Annotated in this window: 13 protein-coding genes; 8 read left to right on the plus strand and 5 right to left on the minus strand. The window is 72.7% G+C overall.

All coding sequences use genetic code 11. The features are described from left to right. Nucleotides 1–226 precede the first annotated feature (226 nt). The 6 genes from ACWF7A_RS43300 to ACWF7A_RS43325 are packed head-to-tail and all read left to right on the plus strand — an operon-like array spanning nt 227 to nt 15878. Nucleotides 227–3205, plus strand: coding sequence for a hypothetical protein (locus ACWF7A_RS43300; protein ID WP_452256281.1), 2979 nt, complete (start codon nt 227–229; stop codon nt 3203–3205). Next, nucleotides 3202–7236: a type VII secretion protein EccCa gene (gene eccCa, locus ACWF7A_RS43305; RefSeq protein WP_452256282.1), complete on the plus strand. Its 4035-nt coding sequence runs from the start codon at nt 3202–3204 to the stop codon at nt 7234–7236. The genes ACWF7A_RS43300 and eccCa overlap by 4 nt, the downstream gene beginning before the upstream one ends. Further along, the gene (eccD, locus tag ACWF7A_RS43310; RefSeq protein WP_452256283.1) at nt 7233–8636 is read left to right on the plus strand and encodes a type VII secretion integral membrane protein EccD; all 1404 of its coding nucleotides are present in this window, start codon (nt 7233–7235) and stop codon (nt 8634–8636) included. The genes eccCa and eccD overlap by 4 nt, the downstream gene beginning before the upstream one ends. A 3-nt stretch (nt 8637–8639) precedes the next feature. Beyond that, nucleotides 8640–10004 (plus strand): type VII secretion protein EccB, encoded by a 1365-nt coding sequence (gene eccB, locus ACWF7A_RS43315; RefSeq protein WP_452256284.1) that lies wholly within the window; start codon nt 8640–8642, stop codon nt 10002–10004. Between the two features lies 1 nt (nt 10005). Then, entirely contained in the window at nt 10006–12594 is a 2589-nt protein-coding gene (locus tag ACWF7A_RS43320) for a hypothetical protein (RefSeq protein WP_452256285.1), read from the plus strand. After that, complete coding sequence (locus ACWF7A_RS43325; protein ID WP_452256286.1) at nt 12591–15878, plus strand: right-handed parallel beta-helix repeat-containing protein; 3288 nt, start codon at nt 12591–12593, stop codon at nt 15876–15878. Before ACWF7A_RS43320 ends, ACWF7A_RS43325 begins: the two co-directional genes overlap by 4 nt. Before the next feature lie 188 nt (nt 15879–16066). Here the strand turns inward: ACWF7A_RS43325 and ACWF7A_RS43330 are convergent, their stop codons facing one another. Next, on the minus strand, nt 16067–16360 hold the full coding sequence (locus ACWF7A_RS43330; protein ID WP_452256287.1) for a hypothetical protein: 294 nt from the start codon (nt 16358–16360) through the stop codon (nt 16067–16069). A gap of 233 nt (nt 16361–16593) precedes the next feature. On the opposite strand from ACWF7A_RS43330, the gene ACWF7A_RS43335 reads away from it, so the two are divergent. Further along, nucleotides 16594–16974 (plus strand): hypothetical protein, encoded by a 381-nt coding sequence (locus ACWF7A_RS43335; protein WP_452256288.1) that lies wholly within the window; start codon nt 16594–16596, stop codon nt 16972–16974. Between the two features lie 49 nt (nt 16975–17023). Here ACWF7A_RS43335 and ACWF7A_RS43340 read toward each other — a convergent pair whose 3' ends face one another. From ACWF7A_RS43340 to ACWF7A_RS43350, 3 genes are all read right to left on the minus strand, one after another. Next, nucleotides 17024–19270 (minus strand): NB-ARC domain-containing protein, encoded by a 2247-nt coding sequence (locus ACWF7A_RS43340; RefSeq protein WP_452256289.1) that lies wholly within the window; start codon nt 19268–19270, stop codon nt 17024–17026. Nucleotides 19271–19341: 71 nt separating this feature from the next. After that, nucleotides 19342–19854 carry a DUF2017 family protein gene (locus ACWF7A_RS43345; protein WP_452256290.1) on the minus strand — a complete coding sequence of 171 codons (513 nt, stop codon included), beginning with the start codon at nt 19852–19854 and terminating at the stop codon, nt 19342–19344. A gap of 75 nt (nt 19855–19929) precedes the next feature. Next, nucleotides 19930–21276: an NB-ARC domain-containing protein gene (locus ACWF7A_RS43350; protein WP_452256291.1), complete on the minus strand. Its 1347-nt coding sequence runs from the start codon at nt 21274–21276 to the stop codon at nt 19930–19932. A gap of 112 nt (nt 21277–21388) precedes the next feature. Between ACWF7A_RS43350 and ACWF7A_RS43355 the strand changes: the two genes are divergently transcribed. Beyond that, nucleotides 21389–22051, plus strand: a complete 663-nt coding sequence (locus ACWF7A_RS43355) for a hypothetical protein (protein WP_452256292.1) — start codon at nt 21389–21391, stop codon at nt 22049–22051. Between the two features lie 160 nt (nt 22052–22211). Here ACWF7A_RS43355 and ACWF7A_RS43360 read toward each other — a convergent pair whose 3' ends face one another. Beyond that, on the minus strand, nt 22212–23510 hold the full coding sequence (locus ACWF7A_RS43360) for an NB-ARC domain-containing protein (protein ID WP_452256293.1): 1299 nt from the start codon (nt 23508–23510) through the stop codon (nt 22212–22214). Nucleotides 23511–23521 lie beyond the last annotated feature (11 nt).

Raw genomic sequence — 23521 nt, forward strand, 5'->3', positions numbered from 1 at the left:
CGAATACGCCCAGTATGAGGGCGTCGCGGCGGCACCGCCTCCGGGTCTCTCGCCCGCGCCTGTCACCGAACGAACTTGCAGGACAGCGCCTAGGCAGCCGACCGGAGTTCGGTGTTCGTCACCGCCGGCGCCCCCGCGAAGGCGGCGACGGACACGAACTCTCGTCAGGCGCCCGGCTCGAACCCGGCTGATCCTCCGGTCCGCGTCTCACACGAAGGCTTCCCACATGGCTGACGACAACAAGCCTCCCAACGGATACCGCCTCGGCGAAGAGGGCGCGCTCATCGCGCTGGACGACGGTTCCTACGGTCAGAAGTCCGACTACGACACGTGGGACTGGAAGGCGATCAAGTCCGCGATCGCGAACCTCGCCGCGGCGACCGAGGGCACCACCGTGGACAAGTCCGAGCGGGTGTCGGACCCGGAGTCGTTGTGGGACGCGGCCGAGACCTTCCGCAAGATCAAGGAAGTCCTCATCGTGGTCGGCGACAGCGTCGCCGAGCAGGCGGAGGCGGTCGGGGGAGAGGACGGACCGTGGAAGGGGCCGGCCGCCGCGGCGGTCGTGGGCACGATGAAGCAGTTCGCCAAGTCGTTCTACGTCCACGCCGACCAGATCGACGGCGGCCCCGCGCGGCTCACCCCCACCCCGGAGCAGCTCTACTCGGCGGGGAACTACCTGCAGTGGGCGATCAACGCGGTCAACGAGATCGACTACCACTACGCCAACGAGGTCATCCGGATCGCCAACGAGTACAACGACCGGGTGTGGTCGCAGACCATGACGTTCCCGGACACGCAGCCCGTGATCCCCTACATCGACCCCGTGCTGCCCAACGGAATGATCGAGGTCAGCAAGTTCCCGAAGGTCGTCGAGGCGATGACCGAGGACATGCGCAAGGTGCTGAAGACGGTCGCGAGCGAGTACGAGACGACCCAGTTCGACACGACACTCGCCACCGTGAGCCCTCCGCCGAAGCCGGAGAGAGAGGACAAGCCGGAGAAGAAGGAGGAGAAGCCGGAGAAGGAGGGCGGCCCCGAGAAGTACGAGTACGAGCCGCCGCCCAAGGACGACAAGGACGGGCCCGAGGACGACCCGGACAAGTACAAGCCCGAGACTTACAAGCCGCCGCCCCGTCCCGAGGTCGAGGACCCGACCGGCGACGACACGAAGAAGTACACGCCGCCGCCGAAGCCGGAGACCCTGGGGCCAGAGGGCGACACCGACCCGACCACGTTCACGCCACCGCCCAAGCCACCGGACGCGGAGGACTTCCGCACGGTCCCGCCGCGGGCCGATGCTCCACCGCCGCCGGTTCTCGGCGGTCCGGAGAAGCCGGACCTGGAGCTGCCTCCCGGCTTCAAGCCTCCGGGCGGGCCCGGCACCGACGCGCCGCCGAAGTTCGTCCCGGACCCTCCCGGTGCACGCGATCCGAACAGCCCGCCGCCGCTCGCACCGCCGATCGCACCGCCCGTGGTGCCGCCGCGGCGTCCCGGCGGCACCACGCCGCAGAAGCCGCCGGCTCTGCCGGGTCCGAGGCCGCCCGGCGCGACGGACCCGACGAAGCCGGGCATCACGCCGTTCGACCCGAAGTCACCCTCGACGGTGCCGCCGAACCTGGGAAACCAGGCCCCCGGCGGCATTCCGGACGTCGACGCGCCGGAGGTCGAGGTGCCCGACCCCAGGGACTGGCAGGCGGACCGCCCCGACCAGATCGGCACGCCGGACAGGCGCGACCTCGGCGGCGGTGCCCCGATGATGCCGCCGTTGTCTCCGCCTGCGCAGAACGGTCAGGGCAATCAGGAGCGTCCGGATTCGTCCGGTCTGCTGGACGGCGGTCCGAAGCCGTGGGAGGGCGTGACTCCGCCCGGGTTGGGTGATCCGGACGGGATCTCGGAACTGCCTGGGGACAGGGAGAAGTGGGCTCCGTCTCCGGTGGGTGGCGTGCTGCCGCCGAACTTGGGTGGGTCGCCGATGATGCCGCCGTTGTCGCCGCCTGCGCAGAACGGTCAGGGCAATCAGGAGCGTCCGGATTCGTCCGGTCTGCTGGACGGCGGTCCGAAGCCGTGGGAGAGCGTGAACCCGCCGGGCCTCGGCGACCCTGACGGGATCTCGGAACTGCCTGGGGACAGGGAGAACTGGGCTCCGTCTCCGGTGGGTGGCGTGCTGCCGCCGAACCTGGGTGGCTCGCCGATGATGCCGCCGTTGTCGCCGCCTGCGCAGAACGGTCAGGGCAATCAGGAGCGTCCGGACTCGTCCGGTCTGCTGGACGGCGGCCCGAATCAGTGGGAGAGCGCGACCCCACCGGGCCTCGGCGATCCGGACGGTCTCGTCGAGCATCCGGGCGAGCGCGAGGACTGGGCACCGTCCCCTGTGGACGGAGTAGTGGTGCCCGCGCAAGGTGGGCTGCCCGGCTCGCCGATGATGCCGCCCGTGGCCCCGCCCGCCCAGAACGGTCAGGGCGCCCAGGAGCGTCCGGATTCGTCCGGGTTGCTCGACGGTGGCCCGCAGCCCTGGCAGAGCGCGCCGGTGTCCGGCCTGGGCGACCCCGACGGGGCCGCGGAACCCGTGCCGCTCCGGCAGAACCCGTCACCGGTCGCGCTGAACGCACCGGGCGTGCCCGTCGTCGCCCTGCCGCCGGTCGGCGGTCTCGAGCGGCAGCCGTCCAGGCGTCGCGAGGAGGAGGCACCCGTGGTGGTCGCGTACCAGCAGGCCGGGCCGGGCGTGGACGTCGGTGAGATCACGCCGCCTGCGCCCGTCGAGGAACGGGTCCCCGTGGTGCGCGCGAGCGGTGACGAGGACTTCAGCGCCTGGGACGTCGGTGCGGCCGGCGGGGTGCTGTGGTTCGCGGGCGCCGCGAAACGGGCCGAGGACGAAGCAGAGGACGAGCAACCGACGCACACGCCCGACCACGCGTTGCGGGAGACGACGCCGTGGGAGCACGGTTCCCGCCACGCGTCGCGGCACATCCCGGCGGAGACCGGCGAAGCGGACGCGCCGCGGCCGGAGACCGGGTACGAGCGCCGTGCCTACTGGCCTCCGCAGGGTGGTGGCTGCTCCGGCCTGATCCGGCCGGAGGAGGAGCAGGAGGAAGAGGAGCAGCAGGACGACGAGGAACAGGAGCGCAGGGCGGCAGACCTGCTGAAGCAGGAGGACGAGGCCTGGTCGGTCGCGCCGAGGCTGAACGCGTCCGGGGTGATCGAATGAGCGGCGTCACGGTCAAGCGCGGCCCGCGCGTCTCCAGCCCGGAGATGCCGGAGGGGAGCGAGGAGCTCCAGGAACCCCCGGTGATGCCGGAACCGGCGACCCGTGACTTCAGCTCTGTGCTGATGTTCCTGCCGATGGCCATCGCGCCGATCGCGATGATCCTGGTGTTCTCGTCGATCGGGTCCGGCAACGGCTCCCCGCTGATCATCATCATGTCCGGCGCGATGGCGCTCGGCATGGTCGCGATGGCGATCAGCCAGCTGCTGCGCAACGGAGGCGACCGCAAGAGCAAGCTGAACGCCGAACGCCGCGACTACCTGCGCTACATCGGGCAGCTGCGGCGCCGGGCACGGGAGGCGGGCGGCGAGCAGCGGCTCGCGGTGGCGTGGAACAACCCCGACCCGTCGTGGCTGTGGTCCATCGCCGCCGGCCCCCGGCTGTGGGAACGGCGTGGCAGCCACGACGACTTCGGACGCGCCCGCATCGGCCTCGGCACCCAGGCGGCGGCCATGGAGTTCACGCCGCCGTCGACCAAGCCGATCGAGGACCTGGAGCCGCTGTCGGTCATCTCGTTGCGCCGCTTCAGCGAGACCTACCGCACCGTCACCGGCATCCCCGTCTCGGTGGGCCTGCGCAGCTTCACCAGCGTCGAGTTCGCGGGCGAGCCGGACGCCGTGGCCGGGCTGGTGCGCGCGGTGCTGTGCCAGCTCGTGACCTTCCACGCGCCGGACGAGCTGCGCGTCGCGGTGCTCACCGCACCCGAGAACCAGGCCGACTGGGACTGGGTGAAGTGGTTGCCCCACAACGCTCACCCGGACAGGTACGACGCGGCGGGTCCGTTGCGGATGCTGGCGTGCGACCACGACGAGCTCGTCGACCTGCTGGGCGCGGAGGTCACCGACCGCGGCGACCACGACAAGGGCGTGTCGCCCGGTGTCGCCGAGCCCTTCGTGGTGGTCGTCGCGCACGTGGCCACGATTCCCGAGCACTCGCCGCTGCTCGGGTCCGGTCTGCGCAACACCGTGCTGCTCGACGCGACGGGTGAGCTGCCCGGCGGTGCCAAGGTCCTGCGGCTCACGTGCCGCGACGGCGAGGTGACCTACCCGGCGGGCGGGGAGACGGGCACCGCGACGAGCGACGCCGTGTCCCTCGCGCAGGCCGACACCCTGGCCCGCTCGCTCGCGCCGAAGCGCACCAGCGGCACGGTCGACGTGGTCGACCTCCCGTTCGAGAACGACTTCGAGCTCACCACCCTGCTCGGCATCCGCGACGTGCACACGTTCGACGTGAACGCGCAGTGGCGGCAGAAGCTCCCGCAGCGCGCCCGGCTCCAGGTGCCGATCGGCGTCACGGAGGAGGGCGAGGTCGTCGAGATCGACCTCAAGGAGTCCGCGCAGGGCGGCATGGGCCCGCACGGCATGCTGATCGGTGCCACCGGCTCCGGCAAGAGCGAGCTCCTGCGCACGCTCGTGTGCAGCCTCGTCACCACGCACTCGTCCGAGATCCTCAACCTCGTCCTGGTCGACTTCAAGGGTGGCGCGACGTTCATCGGCATGGAGAAGCTGCCGCACACCTCGGCGGTGATCACCAACCTCGCGGACGAGCTGCCCCTGGTCGACCGCATGCAGGACTCGATCAACGGGGAGATGACGCGGCGCCAGGAGATCCTGCGCGCCAGCGGTCACTCGTCGCTGTTCGAGTACGAGAAGGCGCGCTCCTCGGGCGGGCAGCTGCCCCCGTTGCCCACGTTGCTGGTGGTGGTCGACGAGTTCAGCGAGCTGCTCAGCGCCAAGCCGGAGTTCATGGACCTGTTCGTCTCGATCGGCAGGCTCGGGCGCAGTCTCGGCGTGCACCTCCTGCTCGCCTCGCAGCGGCTCGACGAAGGCAGGATCCACCGCGTCGAGGGCCATCTGTCGTACCGGATCGCCCTGCGGACGTTCTCGTCCATGGAGTCCAGGAGCGTCATCGGCGTCGCGGACGCCTACGAGCTGCCGTCCGGTCCCGGCAACGGTTATCTCAAGATCGACACCACGACGCTGGTGCGCTTCAAGGGCGCCTACGTGTCCGGTCCCTGCCTCACCACCGCGCCCGCGGGCGGCCAGGTCGAGACCGACGCCGTCGAGGGCGAGATCGTGCCGTTCTACACCCAGCCCAGCCCTCGGGCGCACGAGATCGCGGTGCCCGAGCCCGAGGCCGAACGGCCGGAGAACGCCGAGGAGAGCACCGTCAGCCCGGACGACGCGCCGAGCCTCGCGGAGGTGCTGCTCGGCCGGCTCACCGGGGCGGGCCCGGCGGCACGGCAGGTGTGGCTGCCGCCGCTCGCCGAGGCGCCGACGCTCGACGCCCTGCTGCCGAGCGTGCTGCCGCACCCGCGTCTCGGCATGGTCGTCGACGACGCGTCCATGCGCGGCAGGCTCCGGGTCCCGGTCGGGCTCGTCGACCTGCCGTACGAGCAGATGCGCGAGCTGCTCGTCGCCGACCTGTCCGGTTCGGACGGTCACGTCGGCGTCGTCGGCGCGCCCATGACGGGCAAGTCGACGTTGCTGCGCACGCTGATCCTCGGGCTCGCGCTGACCCACACCGCGGAGGAGGTCCAGTTCTACGGCCTCGACTTCGGCGGTGGCGGCATCATGTCGCTCAGCGGCCTGCCGCACGTCGGCTCGATCGCGACCAGGATGGAACGCGACCGGGTCGTGCGCACTCTCGCCGAGGTCGTGCAGGTCATGGAGACACGCGAGGCGGCGTTCGCCGAGCACGGCTTCGAGTCGATGGCCGAGTACCGCGCCGCACGCAGGACGGGCCGGATCACCGACGCGCACGGCGAGGTCTTCCTGGTCGTCGACGGCTGGTTCACGTTGCGCCAGGACTACGGCGACCTGGAGTCGAAGCTCACCGAGATCGCCGCGCGCGGGTTGTCGTTCGGCGTGCACCTGGTGGTGTCGTCGACGCGGTGGTCGGAGATCCGGCCGTGGCTGCGCGACGTGCTGGGCACCCGTTTCGAGCTGCGGCTCGGCGACTCGATGGAGTCGGAGGTGCAGAGCCGCAAGGCCGCGACCGTGCCGCACCAGCCCGGCAGGGGACTGACGAGCTCGGGCTTCCACTTCCTGGCCGCGCTGCCCCGCCTCGACTCCTCGTCCGAGACCGAGGACCTGGCGACGGCCACGAAGTCCGCCGTGGAGGAGATCCGCGCCTTCTGGCCGGGCCGCAGCGCCCCCGGCGTCCGGTTGCTGCCGTCCCGGCTGCCCGTGGCCGAGCTGCCCGCCCCCGACGGAGGCCTGCGGATCTGCCTCGGCCAGGACGAGCAGCGGCTCAACCCGGTGTGGCACGACTTCAACGCGGTCCCGCACCTCTTCGTCATGGGAGACGCCGAGACGGGCAAGACCAACGCCCTGCGGCTGGTGCTGCGGTCGATCGTCGCCGGGTACGCGCCGGGCCAGGCCAGGATCCTGGTCGCCGACTCGCGCCGCGACCTCGACGACATGGTCCCCGAGGAGTACCGCATCGGGCACGTCGTCGGCGCGGACGCGCTCAAGGACCTCGCGACCAAGGCGGCCGTGTCACTGCACAAGCGGGTGCCGGGCGCGGACATCTCCTCGGAACGCCTGCGCCGCCGCGACTGGTGGGAAGGCCCGCAGCTGTTCGTGGTCGTCGACGACTACGAGCTGTTCTCCTCCGGAATGGCCATGGGAACGCCGCTCGACACGTTGCTTCCCCTGATGGCACAGGGTGTCCACATCGGATTCCACCTCGTCCTGGCGCGCAGCAGCGCGAACGCGATGCGCGCGATGATGGACCCGGTGATGCGGCGCCTCTGGGAGCTCGGCACGCCCGCCCTGCTGTTCTCCTATCCCAAGGAAGAGGGCAAGTTCCTCGGCGAGGCCGCGCCGCGCACCCTGCCGCCCGGCCGCGCCCAGCTCGTGACGCGCCGCGGCGTGAAGCTCGTCCAGACCGGTTTCGTGCCCGCGGCGGCACCCAGGACGAACCCGGACGTGGTCGGTGCCGGCGCGTCCGGAAGGAGCGACACCCCATGACCACCGCCCCCGAGCTCTGCCGTGTCACGGTGCTGGGTCCGGACGGCCGCGCCGACCTGGCCGTGCCCGCCATGACGACGGTGAGCGCCCTGCTGCCGACGCTGGTGCGGCACGTGGTGCGCGACGAGGACCACCCGCACGAGGGCGAGGAGTACGGCTCCTGGGTGCTCCAACGCCTCGGCGCCGCTCCCTTCGACGCCGACGGCACGCCCGAGACCCTGGACTGGCTCGACGGCGAGCAGCTCTACCTCGTCCGAGCCGAGGACCCGTTGCCGGAACTGGACTTCGACGACGTCGCCGAGGGGATGGCGACCGCCGTCAACCGTCAGGGCAACAGGTGGAACGAGGCGATCAACCGCAGGTTGTTCCTGAGCCTCGCCGGGTGCGCGCTCGCCGCGATCGCGGTGTCGTTGTTCGAGAACGACAGCACGATCGCCGCGACGGCCACCGGCGGACTGCTCGCGCTCGTGCTGGTGGCCGGCGCGGTCCTCGTCGCCAGAGGCCTCGAGGACCGCGCACTCGCGGCCCTCGTCGGGGTCGCGGGCTGCGTCTACGCGGGACTGGCCGGGGCGATCGCCACCGCCGGCGTGCCCGCGGCGATGGACCTGGAACCGGTCAGCGTGCTGATCGGCGGCGCGCTGCTGGCGGGCACCTCGGCGGGCCTGCTGGTGGTGCAACGGCTTCTGGCCCGCGACCTGCCGATCGTGCCGTTCGGCGCGCTGACCGTGGCCGGTCTCTCCGCCGTCGTCGCGGTGTGGCTGCACCTCGGCGTCGACCTGACCCGCCCGCAGACCACCACGATCGTCATGGCGGTCTGCTACCTGCTGTTGTTGTTCTCCCCGAAGCTCGCCACCCGCGCGGCACGGCTGCGCGGCCCGCAGCTTCCCCGCACGGCCGACGAGATGAGGATCGACGTCGAGCCGATGCCCGCCGCGGAACTCGTCGAGCAGACCGGGATCGCCGACCGCTACCTCAGCGTGCTCGCGATCGGGGCGTCCGCGGTCTTCGCGGTCGGGTTCGCGTACCTGATGGTCGAGCCGACGTGGCTGGAGCACACGATCGGCAGCCTGTTCGCCGCGCTGGTGCTGTTGCGCTCACGGGAGTTCCTGAACATCGGCCAGCGCACGGCGTTCGCGGTCGCGGGCACGTGGGGCGCCGTGCTGCCCGCGCTCAGCCTGCTCGCCGGGATGAGCGACGTGTGGAGGGTCGCGGGCGTGCTCGGCATGCTCGTCGCGGTGCTGCTGCTCGTCGCGGCGGCCAGGCGGCCCGCGGACCGGCGGATGCTGCCGATCTGGCCCCACATGGGGGACGTGGTGGAGAACCTGACGTGCGTCGCGCTGGTGCCGTTCGTGCTGCAGGTGCTCGGCCTGTTCGCCTGGGCGCGCGGACTGGCGGGCTGACGGGTGCAGACCAAGAAGGACCACGTCCACGCCTACCAGACGCTCGTCGGCCGGATGAGCGCCGCGTTGTTGCTGGGGGACACCAACTACAGCGAGGCACCCGCGCGCAGGGCGTTGATGGGCCTGGTGTTCGGCGTGGTGCTGGCGTTGCTGATCGGCATCGGCTTCTGGGTCTACGGGCTCATCAACCCCGGTGGCAACACGGCGTGGCGCAAGCCGGGGGCGATCCTGGTGGAGAAGGAGAGCGGCGCGCGGTTCGTCTACCAGGACGGACTGCTCGTCCCGGTGGCCAACCACGCGTCGGCGATGCTGCTGCGCGGGCAGGGCGCGAAGGTCGAGATGATCTCCCGTGCGTCGCTCGAGGGACTGGAGCGCGGGGCACCGATCGGCATCGCCGGCGCACCCGACCCGGTGCCCGCCGCGTCCGCTCTCGTCACCACCCCGTGGCTGATCTGCCTGCCGCACACCGGTGGCCCCGCGGTGCAGGGCGCGGGCCTGATGAGCATGAACGCGAACCCCGACGCACCGTCCACCCCTCTGACCGAGGGCGAGTACCTGTGGGTCGGACTGCCGTCGGGGGAGCAGTACCTCGTGTGGCAGGGGCAGAAGCTCCGCCTGGAGGGCACCGCCGCCGTCGCGCTCGGCCTCGGCAACGGCACCCCGCCCACCGCGCCGCCCGCGTGGCTGGACGCGCTGCCGGACGGGCCGGAGATGGCCGCGGCGCAGGTTCTCGACGGCCGCCCGGTCGTGGTCGGCGGTGTCGAGCGGCCGGTCGGCACGGTGTTCCGCCAGGCGGTGGCGGACGACCGGGAGAACTTCGCGGTGCTGCGTGCCGACGGGCTCGCGCCCCTCTCGCGCACCGAGGCGGCGTTGCTCACGGCCGCCAGGGGCAGGGCGGCCGTGGACATCGACGCGACGGCGATGGCCACCGCGCCCCGGTCCGCCGACACCTCGCTCACCTCGCGCATCCCCGACCTGCTCACGGCGAGGTCGATGCCGGTGGGGCAGCGGGCGTTCTGCCTGAAGCAGGAGCCCCGCGGCGGCACGGTGATCAGCGTGCCCGTCACCGCCGAGCGCGACTACGCGTGGATCGGCATGAGCGCGCGGCTCGGTGCCTACCTCAAGCCCGGCACCGGGATGCTCGCGGCCTCGGTGCCCGCGCCGGCGCGGGCGGGGACCACACCGGACAGGTACCTGATCACCGACAGGGGCTTCAAGTTCCGGCTCGCGGACGACGAGGCGGTGAAGGCACTCGGACTGGGCGGTGTCACGCCCAGCCCGGTGCCGGCGGACGTGCTGGCACAGATCCCGAGCGGCCCGGTGCTGAGCCGGTCCGCGGTGGGCGTGTTCGAGAGAGGACGTGGCTGACATGACCCTGCTGACGAGGCGCCGCGACGACCACCGCGGCGGGGACCGGGAGATGATCGGCCACACGATCGGCAACGCTCTCGTCGTCCACCCCCGGCACGAGCTGCGCAACGAGATCCGTGACCTGGCGCTGGGTCTCGCCGCCGACCCCGAGCACGAGCTGGTCGTCGTCGACCTGCCGATGGAGAGCTCGATGGCGGTGTGGGAGGCGGCGGCGAAGCTGTTGCCGCGCAAACGTCGAGGGCTGCGCCTGGTGATCAGCGGCAGGCCACGAGAGACCACGGCGCTCGCGGGCCAGTGGCTGTCCGAACGACTGGGCCGCACCGTGATCGCGCCCGACGGCGCGGTCCTGTCCGGCGCGGACGGCACCCTGTTCGTCGACTCCGGCTGGGGAACCGGCTGGCGGCGCTTCCAGCCGGGCAAGCTCCCGAAACTCGACGGCAAACGCTTTCCCCGTCCCGCGTGGGACGAGGTGTCCTCGCTGGTGGAGATCATGCCGACCAGCGCGGGCGGCGTCGCCGAGCCGTTGCCCGCGGGCGTGTGGCTACGACCGCGCGGCGATGAGAAAGTCCTGCGGCAGCACCGCAAACGCCTGATCGAGAGCCTGCCGTGCCAGCCCGGCGTGTGCGTGGTCGTGCTGGGATGTCCCGGTGCGCGGCCGGTCACGATGCACGACGTGGCGCGGTTCTGGAGCTGGATGCCCGAACCGTTGCGGGAGAGGATCCGCATGGTCGCCTTCGGGCCGGTCACCGCCTCCGGCCCCGTCGGTCAGAGCGTCGCCGACGCGCTCGGCTCCGAGATCACCTGGTACACCGGCATGCCGGTCGGCTCCCGCCACGAGCCCGACGTCTTCACCGTGCGCGCCGACGGCGGCCTCGGCTGGCGGGCGCTCGCCGAGGAGATGAGCTACCTCCCGGCACGGCAGGGCGAACCCGCGCCGCCCCCGGCGCTGATGGCCTACAGCTCACCGTTCGCCGGCATCGACGAGATCGCCCCCGCCGTCTACCGCTACTCGGCGCACGCGGTCCTGGAGGTCGTGCAGTCGGGCCTGTGGCTGCGCCCGCCGCACGAGGTGGGCCACGCCGCCGCGATCCGGTCGGCCGAACCCGACGCGAGCAGGCACGTGGTGCTGTTCGAGGACGACGAGCACCTGCGGGAGCTGGCGGGTGACGTGCACGGCAGGCTGGACCCGGCGACCCGGCGGCTGAGCACGGTGGTGCGCGCCGACTCCCTTCTGCGGCAACGGGTTCAGGCCGGTCGCGCGCTGGGGATCGTGGAGGCGGCTCCGGTCCGGCCCGAGGCGTCGGCGCTGGACGACACACTGGTGATGTGGCCGGTGGCCGCGGTGCCGAACGCCGTGTCCGCGCCGCCCTCGGCAGCGCCGCTCGCCGTCATCCCGCTCGCAGCGGCCCCGGCCCCGGTTGCCCTGACCCCGGTTGCTCCGACCCCGGCCGCCACCGCGTCCGCCGCCACCACGTCCGCTCCTGTCACGTCTGCTCCCGTCACGTCCGCTCCGGTCGAGTTCGACGGCGTCATCCAGCTGCCGGGAGCTGGCCCCGGCCTGCCCACGGCCACCGACGTGCCGGCGGCCGTGGCGCCGGTGGGCCTCGCCGAAACCCTGGCGCCGAGCGACCCGTTCGCCGTCGCCGCCCCCGCCGCGCCGGTCGTCGAGCCCGTCGCCGTCCAGCCGGCTCCGAGTCCGGCTCCGGGGCCGTCGGAGCCGAGCCCACCCGAACCGGTCGCCCCGCGCACCCCCGGCCCGGTCGCGAGCCTCGTCCAGCCCACCCCGGAGAGCGCGGCCGCCGCGCTGGTGCCCGACCGGGGTGTCGACGAGGAACGCGCCTGGCTGCGCCGCGCTCTCAGCCGTGAGTACGCGGCCGTCGCCAACTCGGTGTCGCGCGTGCTGTCCGAGTCGCCCGGCTTCCAGGGCGCGCTGGAACGCTCCTCCGGTGGCGTGCTGACCGACGCCGCCGCCATCCGCCTCTACCTGTCCCGGCAGGGCGACGGCCTCGACCTGCCGTTGAGGTCCGGTGCCGTCGGCCCGCACGTGCCGTTCGCCCGGTGCGTCGTCTCCGGGTTGAGCAGGCTGCCCTCCCACCGGGGAGCGGCCGTGTTCTCGGCGTCCCCGACCGCGCGGGAGTGGGAGCTCTACCGGTCCCGCCGCTACTTCACCGAGTGGGGCTTCGTGAACGCGCTGACCACGCCGTGCGCCGGGCAGCGCGACGCCACCGAGGCCGACGTGCTGCTGTGGTCGATGACGGCGCGCCGCACCAAACTCCTCGAACCCGACGAGGACCCGGTCACCGAGCGGGTGCTGTTCGTGCCGGGGACGAGCTTCAAGGTGCTCGACCTCGTCGAGCCGGCACCGGGGCGGCGCGGCTTGGTGCTGGTGCGCGAGCTCGCCGCGGGGGAGATCGACGAGAGCGGCAGGGTCGACGGCAACAGGGCCTCGCTCGACGAGCTCGCCGTCAACACGTTGCGCCGCAGCCTGGAGACCTGGGCGGTGAAGGGCGTGCGGGTGCCCGAGGCCGCGGCGTGCCGGTTCGGGACGCTGCCCGGGCTCGTCCGCACACCCGAGGAGGAGCGATGAGTCGTCAGCTGCTGGTGGTCGCGGCGGACCGGCCGGGGGCCTACCCCACGATCGGTGCCGCGCTGCGCGAGGCCGCGGACGGCGCCACGATCAGCGTGCTGTCGGGCCGCTACGAGGAGAACCTCGTCGTCAGCAGGATGGTGACGATCACCGCGGAGGACGGCCCCGGCACGGTCGAGGTGGTCGCGCGCACCGGCAGCGTCGCCGTCGTCGCCGCGCCCGCCGCCCAGCTGTCCGGGCTCGTGCTGGTCGGCGACGACGCCGGCCTCGCCGCGCTCGACGTGCGGCAGGGGGAGGTCGCCCTCGACGACTGCCGGGTGTCGACCGCGGCCTGGGCGGCGGTGCTCGCGCGCGGCGAGGGGTGCGTGGTGCTGCGCGGGTGCCGGATCACGAGCACCGGCGGCGCGGGCGTGGTGGTCACGTCCCCGTTGCCGAGCGTCGCGGAGAACTGCGAGGTCTCCGGCGTGTCCTCGACCGGTGTCGTGGTGACGGAGGAGGGGTCGCTCGTGCTGCGCCGTGTCGTGGTGCGCGACGCGGGCGGCAACGGCGTCTGCGTCAACGGCCGCGCGCACGTCGTGATGGAGAGCTGCGAGCTCACCGGGATCGCCAAGCCCGCACTGGTGGTGGAACAGGAGGCGAGCGCCGAGATCCGCGAGGTCACCGTGCGGCAGAGCGCGAGCCTGGACCTGTACGTGCGCAGCACGGGCGAGGTGGTCGTCTCCGACTCGGAGTTCACCGGCGCCGGGGTGCAGTCCGCGCACATCGCGGGCGGCGCGGCGCCCCGGTTGCGCGCGTGCCGGTTCGACTCGGCGGGCCGCAACGCCGTGTACGTCACCGGCGGGTCGGCACCGAGGTTCGACGACTGCCAGGTCTCGGGGAGTCCCGTGGGGGTGCTCGTCGACGGCGGGTCCCGCCCGGAGTTCGCCTCGCTGCGGATCACCGGGACGTCCGACGGCGCGCTGCTCGTCGACGGCGAGGCGGAGGTCCGGCTGCGGTCGCTGCGCGCGGCGCCGGAGTCGGGGCCGGGCGTGCTGGTGCGCGGAAACTCCAGCCTGATGCTCGCGGACGCGGTGGTCGAGGTCGCCGACGCCGTCGCGCTCGGGATGTCCGGCGGTGCGCGCGGTGAGGTCTCCGACGCCCGGCTCTCCGGCACGGCCGCGTTCCTGGTCACCCTGGAGGACGGGGCCAGGGGTGAGTTCACCTCGGCGTCGCTGCGCGGCGGTGGCGTGCGGGTGCTCGACGCCCATCTGTCCATTCAGGACAGCGAGGTGGACGGGGCGGCGGAGGACGGCATCAGCGCGGGAGGCGGCGCGGTGGTGCGGGTGCTGCGCTGCCGGGTGCGCGAGGCGCGGCGGCACGGCGTGCACCTGCTCAGCGGGTCGCGCGGCGAGGTGCGGTCCTGCGAGGTCACCGGCAGCGCGGGTGATGGTGTCCTGCTCGACACCGAGGAGGACGTCGTGGTCACCGAGTGCACTGTCACCGGCAGCGGAGGCAGCCCGGTGCGCGAGGCCGTGCGGCACGACCGGCTGGCGGTGACGGGCGTCGTCTCGGACGACCGCGCGCAGCCCGCGCCGGAACCGGTGGCGCACCAGGACGACGAACCGCAGTCGCTGGGCGGCGCGATGGGCACCCGGCTCGAGGGGCCGCTCGCGGACCTGGACGAGCTGATCGGCCTCGACGGCGTGAAGCACGAGGTCCTCGGCCTCATCAACCTGATCAAGATGACGCAGCGGCGCCAGGCGATGGGCCTGCCGATGCCGCCGATGTCGCGGCACCTGGTGTTCGCTGGCCCTCCCGGCACGGGCAAGACCACGGTCGCGCGGCTCTACGGCGCGGTGCTCGCGGAGCTCGGCATCCTCGCCCGCGGGCACATGGTCGAGGTGGCACGGGCGGACCTGGTGGGCCAGTACATCGGTTCCACGGCCATCAAGACGGCCGAGGTCGTCACCAGGGCGATGGGCGGCGTGCTGTTCATCGACGAGGCCTACACGTTGTCGAGCCAGTCGGGTGGCAGCGGCCCGGACTTCGGGCAGGAGGCCATCGACACGCTGATGAAGATGATGGAGGACCACCGCGACGAGATCGTGGTGATCGTCGCGGGCTACTCCGAGCTGATGGAGCAGTTCCTCGCCTCCAACCCCGGTATGGCGTCGAGGTTCTCGAAGTCCGTCGAGTTCCCGAACTACAGCGTCGACGAGCTCGTCACGATCACGACGAACCTGTGCCGCAAGCACTACTACGAGCTGACCGACGACGCGGTCGCCGCGCTGACCGACTACTTCGACCGCGTGCCGAAGAACGGTACGTTCGGCAACGGCCGCGTGGCACGCAAGCTGTTCGAGGCGATGGTGAGCACCCAGGCCTCCCGCCTCGCGCTGCGCCCGCCCGAGAAGGACACCGAGCTGAACCGGCTCACGGCGGAGGACCTCGCCGCCGAACTGACCTCCCTCGGCGAACCGGCCCCGCCCTCCGCGCGACCCGACGCGAACACCGACCCGGTCGCCGCCGTGCAGGCGACGACCGGCTGGCGCCGCTTCTCCGCGTTGCAGGGCCTGGACGACGTGCGCGAGGCGGCGGGCCGCACCCTGGTGGGCCTCTGCGGCCTGCGCGCGCGGAACAAGGGACTGGGCAGGCAGGCCAACGTGGTGCTGTCCGGCAGGCGGGGCACGGGCCGCCGCGCGATCGCCGCCCTCTACGCCCAGAGCCTCGCCGAGCTGGACCTGGTGCCCACCGGGCACGTCACCCGCCTCTCGATCGGCCGCGACCTGTGCCCGCGCTGGCCCGGCCAGGCGGTCAGCCTGGTGGCCACGGCGTTCGAGGACGCGGACGGCGGCGTGCTGCTGCTGGAAGCCGACGGTCAGTGGACGACCGACTCGGCCGAACTGCGTGCCGAACTCGCGGACGCCCTGGCCGAAGCCGTGCGCCGCGGCACCGGCCCCGTGGTGGTGCTCTCCGGCGAACCGAGGGCCCTGCGCGAACTCTCACCCGCGTTCGACGACTGCTTCGCCCAGCGCTGGGACTTCACCGACTACGACGTGGACGACCTGACGGCGCTGGTGGTGCGCCGGCTGGCCCGCTGCGGCCACGAGGTGCCGCAGGACGTGGCCGAGGCGGTGCGGGGGTTGTTGTCGGGCAACGGTGACCGCACGGCATGGGACGCGCACCGCCTGGCTCAGCGCCTGGCGACCACCGCGGCCTCCCGCACGCTCGCGGCAGCCGACCTGCACGCGGTGGCGCTCGCGGCCGTGTCGTCACGCGACGGCGGTCTGGCGGCGGTGGGGTGAGCGGCATCCGGCGGTGGTGAGGTCGCCACGCCACCGCCGAGCCCCACCGAAGGCGCTGCCGGTCGCTTTCCCGTCGAACTCCGACGCCGCGACCCGAGGGCGTTGCCGGTCGTTTCCCGGCAACCCCGCCCCCACAAAACAAAAGCGCTGCCGGTCCGAAGACCGGCAGCGCCTCGTCGTACCGACGATCAGAGCCCGAACCAGAGGTAGAAGTAGACGTTCGATCCACTTCGGACGGTCTGGATCGCGTACTGCTTCCACCTGCCCTGGGCCTTCATCGCCTTGCCCAGCGAGTCGGCCGAGGCCGAGGTCGGGTACCAGGCGTAGTAGTACGGCGTGACCACGCGGGGCGGGTTCGACTGCACCGGCTGGGTCGTGCCCGGCCCACTGCCCTGGCCGGGGCCGCTCGCGAGCGCCACCGGCGTTGCGAGCGTGCACGTGGCGGCGACGAGCGCCGCCACCGTCGCGAACTTGCGGATCATGCTTTCTCCTTGTCCCGCAGCGATGTCGGGGTGAGCATCTCGGTGGATCGGCCGCGCGGCAACGGGTGTTGCCCGTTCACCCCGGCAGGTCGGCCCACCCGTGCGGGGGAACGGGAAGCACGGGTGGATCGTTCGTGTCGGAAGGCCTTGCCGCGCAACGACTCCAGTGATCATCTCGCTAGCGTCCGAGAGGTCAGTCGAACGCACCGCAGACCGAGAACGGACCACAGTCCATGAAGCTTCCGACCAACGTCCTGAAGCGGGCCGGCGTGACGGCCGCGCTCACCGCCGTCGTCGCACTGGGCGGTGGGGTGCTCGCCGCCGCGCCCGCCTCGGCCGCCGCCGGCATCCTGGAGATCTGCTCGAAGGGCACCTACGCGACCTCGGTCGCTTTCCCGGATCAGAGCGGCTCCGGCACGGTCATCATCCCGAGCGGCTCCTGCGGCAAGATCCGCGTCGGCACCAGCACCAGGGTCGAGAACATCCACGTCTTCGGCCACGTCCACCACGCGAAGTGGCTGGTGACCACCGGCCACCTGCGGCCGAGCATCGGCGGCATCGTCGTCACCTGGGGCACGCCGCAGCGGTCGTCGGCGATGACCCCGGCGCTCTGACGCGATGAGGCCCGCGCTGACGGCTCCCGACGGTCGTCAGCGCGGGCGTTCAGTCCGGCAGCAGGGCGAGCTCGGCCTCCGCGAGCTCCCGGCCGGACCGCCACTGCGGGCCGTCCAGCACGTCGCGGGCGAACAGCAGGCACGCCCGCGCGTGCTCGAACTCGCCCGCGTGCCGGCGCGCGATCCCCTCGTGCAGAGCCAGTTCCGCCTCGCCGCCGTACCCGGCCTGCTTGGAGATCGTGAGCATCCGCGCCTCGTGCAGCAGCCGCGCGGCCTCCTCCCAGCGCCGCAGCCCCGACAGGCACGTGCCGACGTGCACGAGCGCCAGCATCCGCACCCGGCGCGCGGTCTCGTCGTTGGTCCTCTCCGAGGTGGTCTCCGACTCGGTGAGCAACCGCTGGTGCACGACGAGCGCCTCGTCGAACTCGCCCAGCAGCTCCAGCACCGCGCCCAGCGACAGCGACACCCAGAACCGCACGCCGTAGAACCCGTACACCGCACCCATCTCGACGGCGCGGCGCGCGTGCGGCAGTCCCTCCTGCGGACGGCCCACCATCGCGAAACCCATCGAGACGCTGGAGCCGACGATCGTGGCACCGCGGTGGTGGCCGATCTCGTCGGCCAGCGCGAGCGCTTCCTGCAGCGTGTGGACCGAACCGGGGACGTCCGTGCGGCCCCACAGCTGTGCCGAGCCCAGCCGGGTGAGCAGGTCGGCCTCCTTCTCGCGGTCACCGAGCGCCCTCGCCGCCGCCACCCCGAGACCGAACACCTCGTCCCACGGGTACTTGGCCTCGCGGCCGATCGCGTACCAGTGCATCGCCCAGGCGAAGGCGAGCACCTCCTCGTGCAGGCCGAGCGCCGCGGCCTCGCGCTGGGACGACAACCAGTTCGTGGCCTCCTGCTCCAGCCACGTCGTCGCGTCCGCCTGGGAGGCGAACGGCGACCCGGCGGGAGCCTCGTACACCTCGGGGTCGAGCAACCGGGCTGCCTCGGCGGCCGTCGCGAGCAGGTGGACGTGCAGAGAACGGCGCAGCACCACGGCCTCGGGGTCCCCGGCGAGGCACTCGGTCGCGAAGAGGCGGATCAGGTCGTGGAACTGGTAGCGCCGCGATCCGGACGTCACGGCCAGCAAGGAGGTCTCGACCAGCTCCCGCAGAGGCGCGTCGACCTCCTGCACGGGCAGGGCGGCGGCGACCGCGGCGACGTCGTGGCCGAAGTGGGAGCCGGCGATCAGCGCGAGCCGCCGGAACACCTGCTGCGCGAGCGGGGTCAGCCTCCGCAGCGACACCTCGAAGGCCGAACGCAGGTGCAGATCGCCCGCGGACAACGAGGTGAGCCGCACCCGCTCGTCCCGCAGCTGCCGCACCAGGTAGGTGAGCGACCACGTCCGCCTGGTGGCGAGCCGGTTGCCGGCGATCCTGACCGCGAGCGGCAGGTTCCCGCACAGTGCGACGATCTCCCTGGCTGCCGAGGGGTCCGCGCGCACGACGTCCACGCCGGCGATCGACTCGAGCAGCGCCACCGCCTCCGCCTCCGGCAGGACGTCGAGCGTGAGCCTGCGCGCCCCGTCGAGCCCGGCCAGGGCGCGACGGCAGGTCACCACTGTCAGGCCGTGCTCCGCCGCGCCGAGCAGGGGCCGGACCTGCTCCTCGTCCGCGGCGTTGTCCAGCACCACGAGCATTCGCCTGTCCCGCAGCAAGGTCGCGAACAACGACGCCCGCTCGTCCGTGGTGGCGGGCAGGCGTTCTCCCGACACGCCGAGCGCGGTCAGCATCCGTTCCAGCGCGGTGGCGGCCGTGACCGGTTGCTGGTCGACCCCGCGCAGGTCGAGCGCCAGGCAGCCGTCGGGGAACCGGGCGGTGAGCCTCGCGGCGGACGCCACCGCGAGTGACGTCTTGCCGACGCCGGGCGGACCGGCGACGACGACCACGCCACCGGTCTCCGCCTCCCGCTCGAGCAGGCCGAGCTCGCTCTCCCGCCCGACCAGCGCCGGTACGGCCGGCAGGGCGTAGAGCAGGGTCCTGCCTACCGCGCGCGCCGACCTGCGCCTGCCCTCCTTCGCGAGCAGCAGGAACGACTCCCGCTCGTCACCGGTGAGACCGAGGCCGTTCGCCAGCAGCTCGGCGGACCGCTCCTGGGCGGCGGAGGCACGGCCGTGTTCCAGCTCGCGCAGAGCGCGCACGCTCACACCGGAGGCGTCGGCCAGCTTCGCCTGGGACATCCCGGCGCCGGTGCGGTACCGCAGCAGGCTCTGGCCGAACGAGGGGAGCGGATCGGGCGCATCGGCGGCGGTCACGGTCGGAACTCACCAGTGGGGCCGCCCGAAGTCAAATCGGGGCCGGTCGGTCCTCCCCGCCGGCTCGACGGTCAGGACCCGCCCGCGCGGACCGGTGCGGTGACGAGCCCGGCGCGCAGCTCGGTCAGCCAGGAGACGGTGGGAGCGCATGGTTTCCCCCGCACCTCGTCGTTGTCGTCGGCCGCGTCCGTGATCGCGGTGACGACGAGCCGGATGCACACGGCCCAGGCGTCGGCTTCCTCCCGGGAGGCCAGCTCGACCACCCCGCCCTCGGCGGGCAGGGTGGTGTCCACGACGCGCAGCTGCCGGGTCACCTCGGTCAGGCAGCGTTCCTCGGAGACCGCGAGCACCCAGTCCGGTTCGTCGCCGATCTCGGACCTCAGCACGGCGGTGATCCTGGGATCCGGCGCGCAGCCGACGGGCAGTCCCACCTCCGACCGCGGGGTGGTCACCCGCGTGTACGACCTGGCCCGGTGTTCGATCAGAGCGGACAGTCCGTTCACGTAGCTGCGCAGCACGGCTGTCTCGCCTCTGCTCAGCACCGCGACGAGACGGGACTCTCCGCACCGGTCCCAGCCGATCATGAAATTCTCCTCCGAACCTTGCGCGGAAAGGGTTTCCGGGCACCCAGTAGACAGGCCGGGCGATTCGGGCGGACGTCAGCACGCGTGTTCAGAGCCGATGGTGCCGGATGTTGTGCACATCAGGCTCTGACCGGCGAGCCCGGCCGCGGCCCGCACGCCGGCGGCGTCCTCGTCGATCTCCAGCCGCTCGGCCGCGAACACCCGCGGCAGGTCGTGCAGCAAATACCTGCCGGGAGTTCCGCCGACGCCGAGCAGACCCGCGCACACCAGTTCCTCCAGAGCCTCCTCGCCGGTGCCGGCGAGCCGCTCGGCCACGGCGGCGCAGACGTCCCGTCCCGGCACGAGCGCGAGTCTGCGGAACAACCGCGCGGCACCGGGACCCAGCCGGTGGTAGGAGGTCTCGAACACCGTCCGCACCCGGAGGTCCCCCGCTCGCAGCACGGACAGCCGGCGTCTCTCGTCCTCCAGCTGGGCGGCGAGGTGCTCCACCGTCCACTGTGGTCTGCTGGCGAGCCGGTTGCCCGCGATCACCACCGCGAGCGGCAGGCCACCGCACGACGCCGCGACCCGCGAGGCCGCGCCGGGTTCGGCCTCCAGCCGCGACGCCCCCGCCACGACTCGCAGCAGGTCCGCGGAACGGTCCGGTGACAACAGGCCGAGTGCGAGCCGGTGTGCCGCGTCCAGTCCGGTGAGGGCGTGGCGCGCGGTGACCACGACGAGCGTGCCGGGACCGGCGGCGAGCAGCGGCCGCACCTGTGCCTCGTCGGCGGCGTCGTCCAGCACCACCAGCGCGGTACGGTCGCGTGCCGCCGACCGGTACGCCGCCAGCGTGTCGTCCCCGCCGGCCGGGATCCGCTGTTCGTCCACTCCGAACGACCGCAACAACCGGTGCGCCGCGCGATCCGGCGGAACCGGTTCGTCGTGCGCTCCCCGCAGGTCGACGAAGGCGCATCCGTCCGCGAACCGCGCACCGACCCGGTGCCCGGTGTCGACGACGAGCGCGGTCTTGCCCACACCCGGCGGGCCGTGGATCACCGCGACCTCCCGCTGGGACGACGATCCGGCGTGGCGGGCGAACCCGTCCAGCACGCGCTGCTCGCGCTCCCTGCCGGTGAGCGTCACGAGCACGGGCGGTACCGCGCACGCCGTGACCGCGGACGAGACGGACGCGGGGAGCTCCGGGTCGTCGTGGCGCCTGGCGGCCCGCGCGAGCGCGGCGAACCGGGCAGCCTCCTCACCCTCCAGCCCGAGCCCGGTGACGAGGAGCGCGACCGTCTTGAGCTGGGGGGTGCGGGTGCGTCCACGTTCCACGTCGCTGATGGCCCGCTGGCTCAGGCCCGTGCGGTCCGCCAGTTCCTCCTGCGTCAGCGCGACGCGCGACCGGTGGAACTGGAGGACGTCGCCGAATGCGGAAGTGCTCACGACCTGTGTGGTGCCGGACCGGCCCTTCGCGCTGCGGGGCAGGGGAGTTCCTGCCGCTTGTCTGCAGGTTCTTCTTCGGAGCAGAGCGCGCGTCCGCACGTACGGTTGGCCCATGAGCACGTTGTTCGCTTCGTTCCACGGCACCCTGGAACCGCACCCCTGGCTCGACCCCGAGTCCGATCGCGACGTGTACCAGGTGTTCTACGAGCGTTCCCGCGCGCTCGGCTGGCTCGACACGGCCTGGGGCATGAACGACGCCGGCACCGTTCACCCCGGCGGGTCGCAGGACCTGCTCGCGTGGTTCCAGGTGACCGCGTTGCGGGGCGGGGCGGCTCATCCCTTCCTGCGGTGCGCCGGTGACGTCCTGGACCGCTTCGGGGAGGTGTCGCTGCACACCGTGCAGGTGTTGCTGCCCACCACGATGAAGGCCCGGGAACCGTTGTGGGGCACCGCACCCTGGTTCGTGGACAGCGCGCCGCACGCGAGGACGCGCGTCCTGGTGACGCTGGACGGCGGCCGGTCCCCGGCGGTGCACGGTCTGCGCCTGCTGGAGCAGGAGGCGTTCGAGGGCAGGGAGGTGGCCCCGGCGCGACCGCTGCCGCCGCTCTTCTACGACGAGTTCTGGAACGGGCCTCCTCAGCACCGGATCAGCTGGGAGGGAACACTCGCGGAGTGGGGTGCCGACGGCGTCGGCTTTCTCGCGGCGTTCGTCCAGGACGCGGCCATCGACCACGGCCTGGACACGCCCTGTCTGCTCACGATGAGCCGCGCCTAGGCGCTGTCCTGCAAGTCTCGTTGGGCGGCAGTGGCGGCCGAGGGCTCCGGAGGCGGCACCGCCGCAACGCCCGGATACGTCCGGTATGAGGGCGTGGCGGCGGCACCGCCTCCGGGTCTCTCGCCCGCGCCTGTCACCGAACGAACTTGCAGGACAGCGCCTAGGGTCTCAGCCGAGCGAGCACCCGGTAGCGGAGCCGTTCGCGGACGTCCGGCGCTTCGTCCGAGGCGAGGCGGTCGGCCGCGAACAGGCGGACGAGGTCGTGGAACCGGAAGTGGACCGGGTCGGCGCCGGTGACGAGCAACGAGGCCTCGACGAGCTCGTCCAGGCAAACGCTGACGCGGTCGGGGGACATGTCGGCCGCCACAGCCGCGAGCGCCTCGTCGAAGCTGCTCGCGGGCAGGAGCGCGAGGCGGCGGAACACGGCGCGCGCCGGTGGTTCGAGCCGCCGGTACGAGACCTCGAAGACCGACCTGAGCTGCAGGTCGCCCGCGGACAGGGAGTCGAGGCGGGACCGTTCGTCGCGCAGCCGCGCCACGGCGGTGGCGATCGACCACCGCCTCCGCGTGGCCAGGAGGTTGCAGACGATGCGCAGGGCCAGCGGGAGGTTGCCGCACAACGCGACGAGCTCGTCGACCGCCTCGGGTTCCTCACGCACGGCCTGCTCGCCGACGACGGCGCGGATCAGTTCGACGGCGTCCGGCGACGGCAGCACGTCCAGCGTCAGCCACGTGGCCGACTCCAGGCCCGCGAGTGCGCTGCGGCACGTCACGATCGTCGAGCTGCGCCTGCCCCTGCTCAGCAGAGGCCGGATCTGCGCCTCGTTCAGCGCGTTGTCCAGCACCACCAGCACCCTGAGGTCGCGCAGCAGGGTGCTCAGGAGCGTGCTGCGGTCGTCGAGGTCGGGCGGGACGCGGTCCGCGGGCACCCCGACGGCGTTCAGCATCCACTCGAGCGCGGTGTGGCTGCTCATCGGGCAGTCGTCGACCCCGCGCAGGTCGAGGGCCAGGTGCCCGTCGGGGAAACGGGCCGCGATCCTTTGTGCGGCGGCCACCGCGACCGACGTCTTGCCGATGCCGGGAGGGCCGGTGACGACCAGCACGCCGCCCGGTTCCACCCCGTCGGACACCCGGCGCAGCTCGGCCTCGCGGCCCACCGGTTCCCCCACCGCGGGCAGACCGTGCAGCACGATCCTGCGCACCGACCTGCGCCGGCACTCCCTCGCGAGCAGCAGGAAGGACTCCCGCCTGCTCCCGGTCAGCGCGAGGGCGGCCGCCAGCAGTTCGGCCGACCGCTCCTGAGGCGCCGCCGCGCGGCCGCGTTCCAGGTCCCTCAGCGCACGCTCGCTCATCCCCGAGGTGCGCGCCAGCTCGGCCTGGGACATGCCCAGGGCCCGGCGGGTGCGCAGCAGGTACTCGCCGAAGGCGCCGCCGTCGCCGGGGTTCGTGGAGCCGGTCATGCCCGGACATT

The organism is Lentzea sp. NPDC055074, from assembly GCF_053608005.1.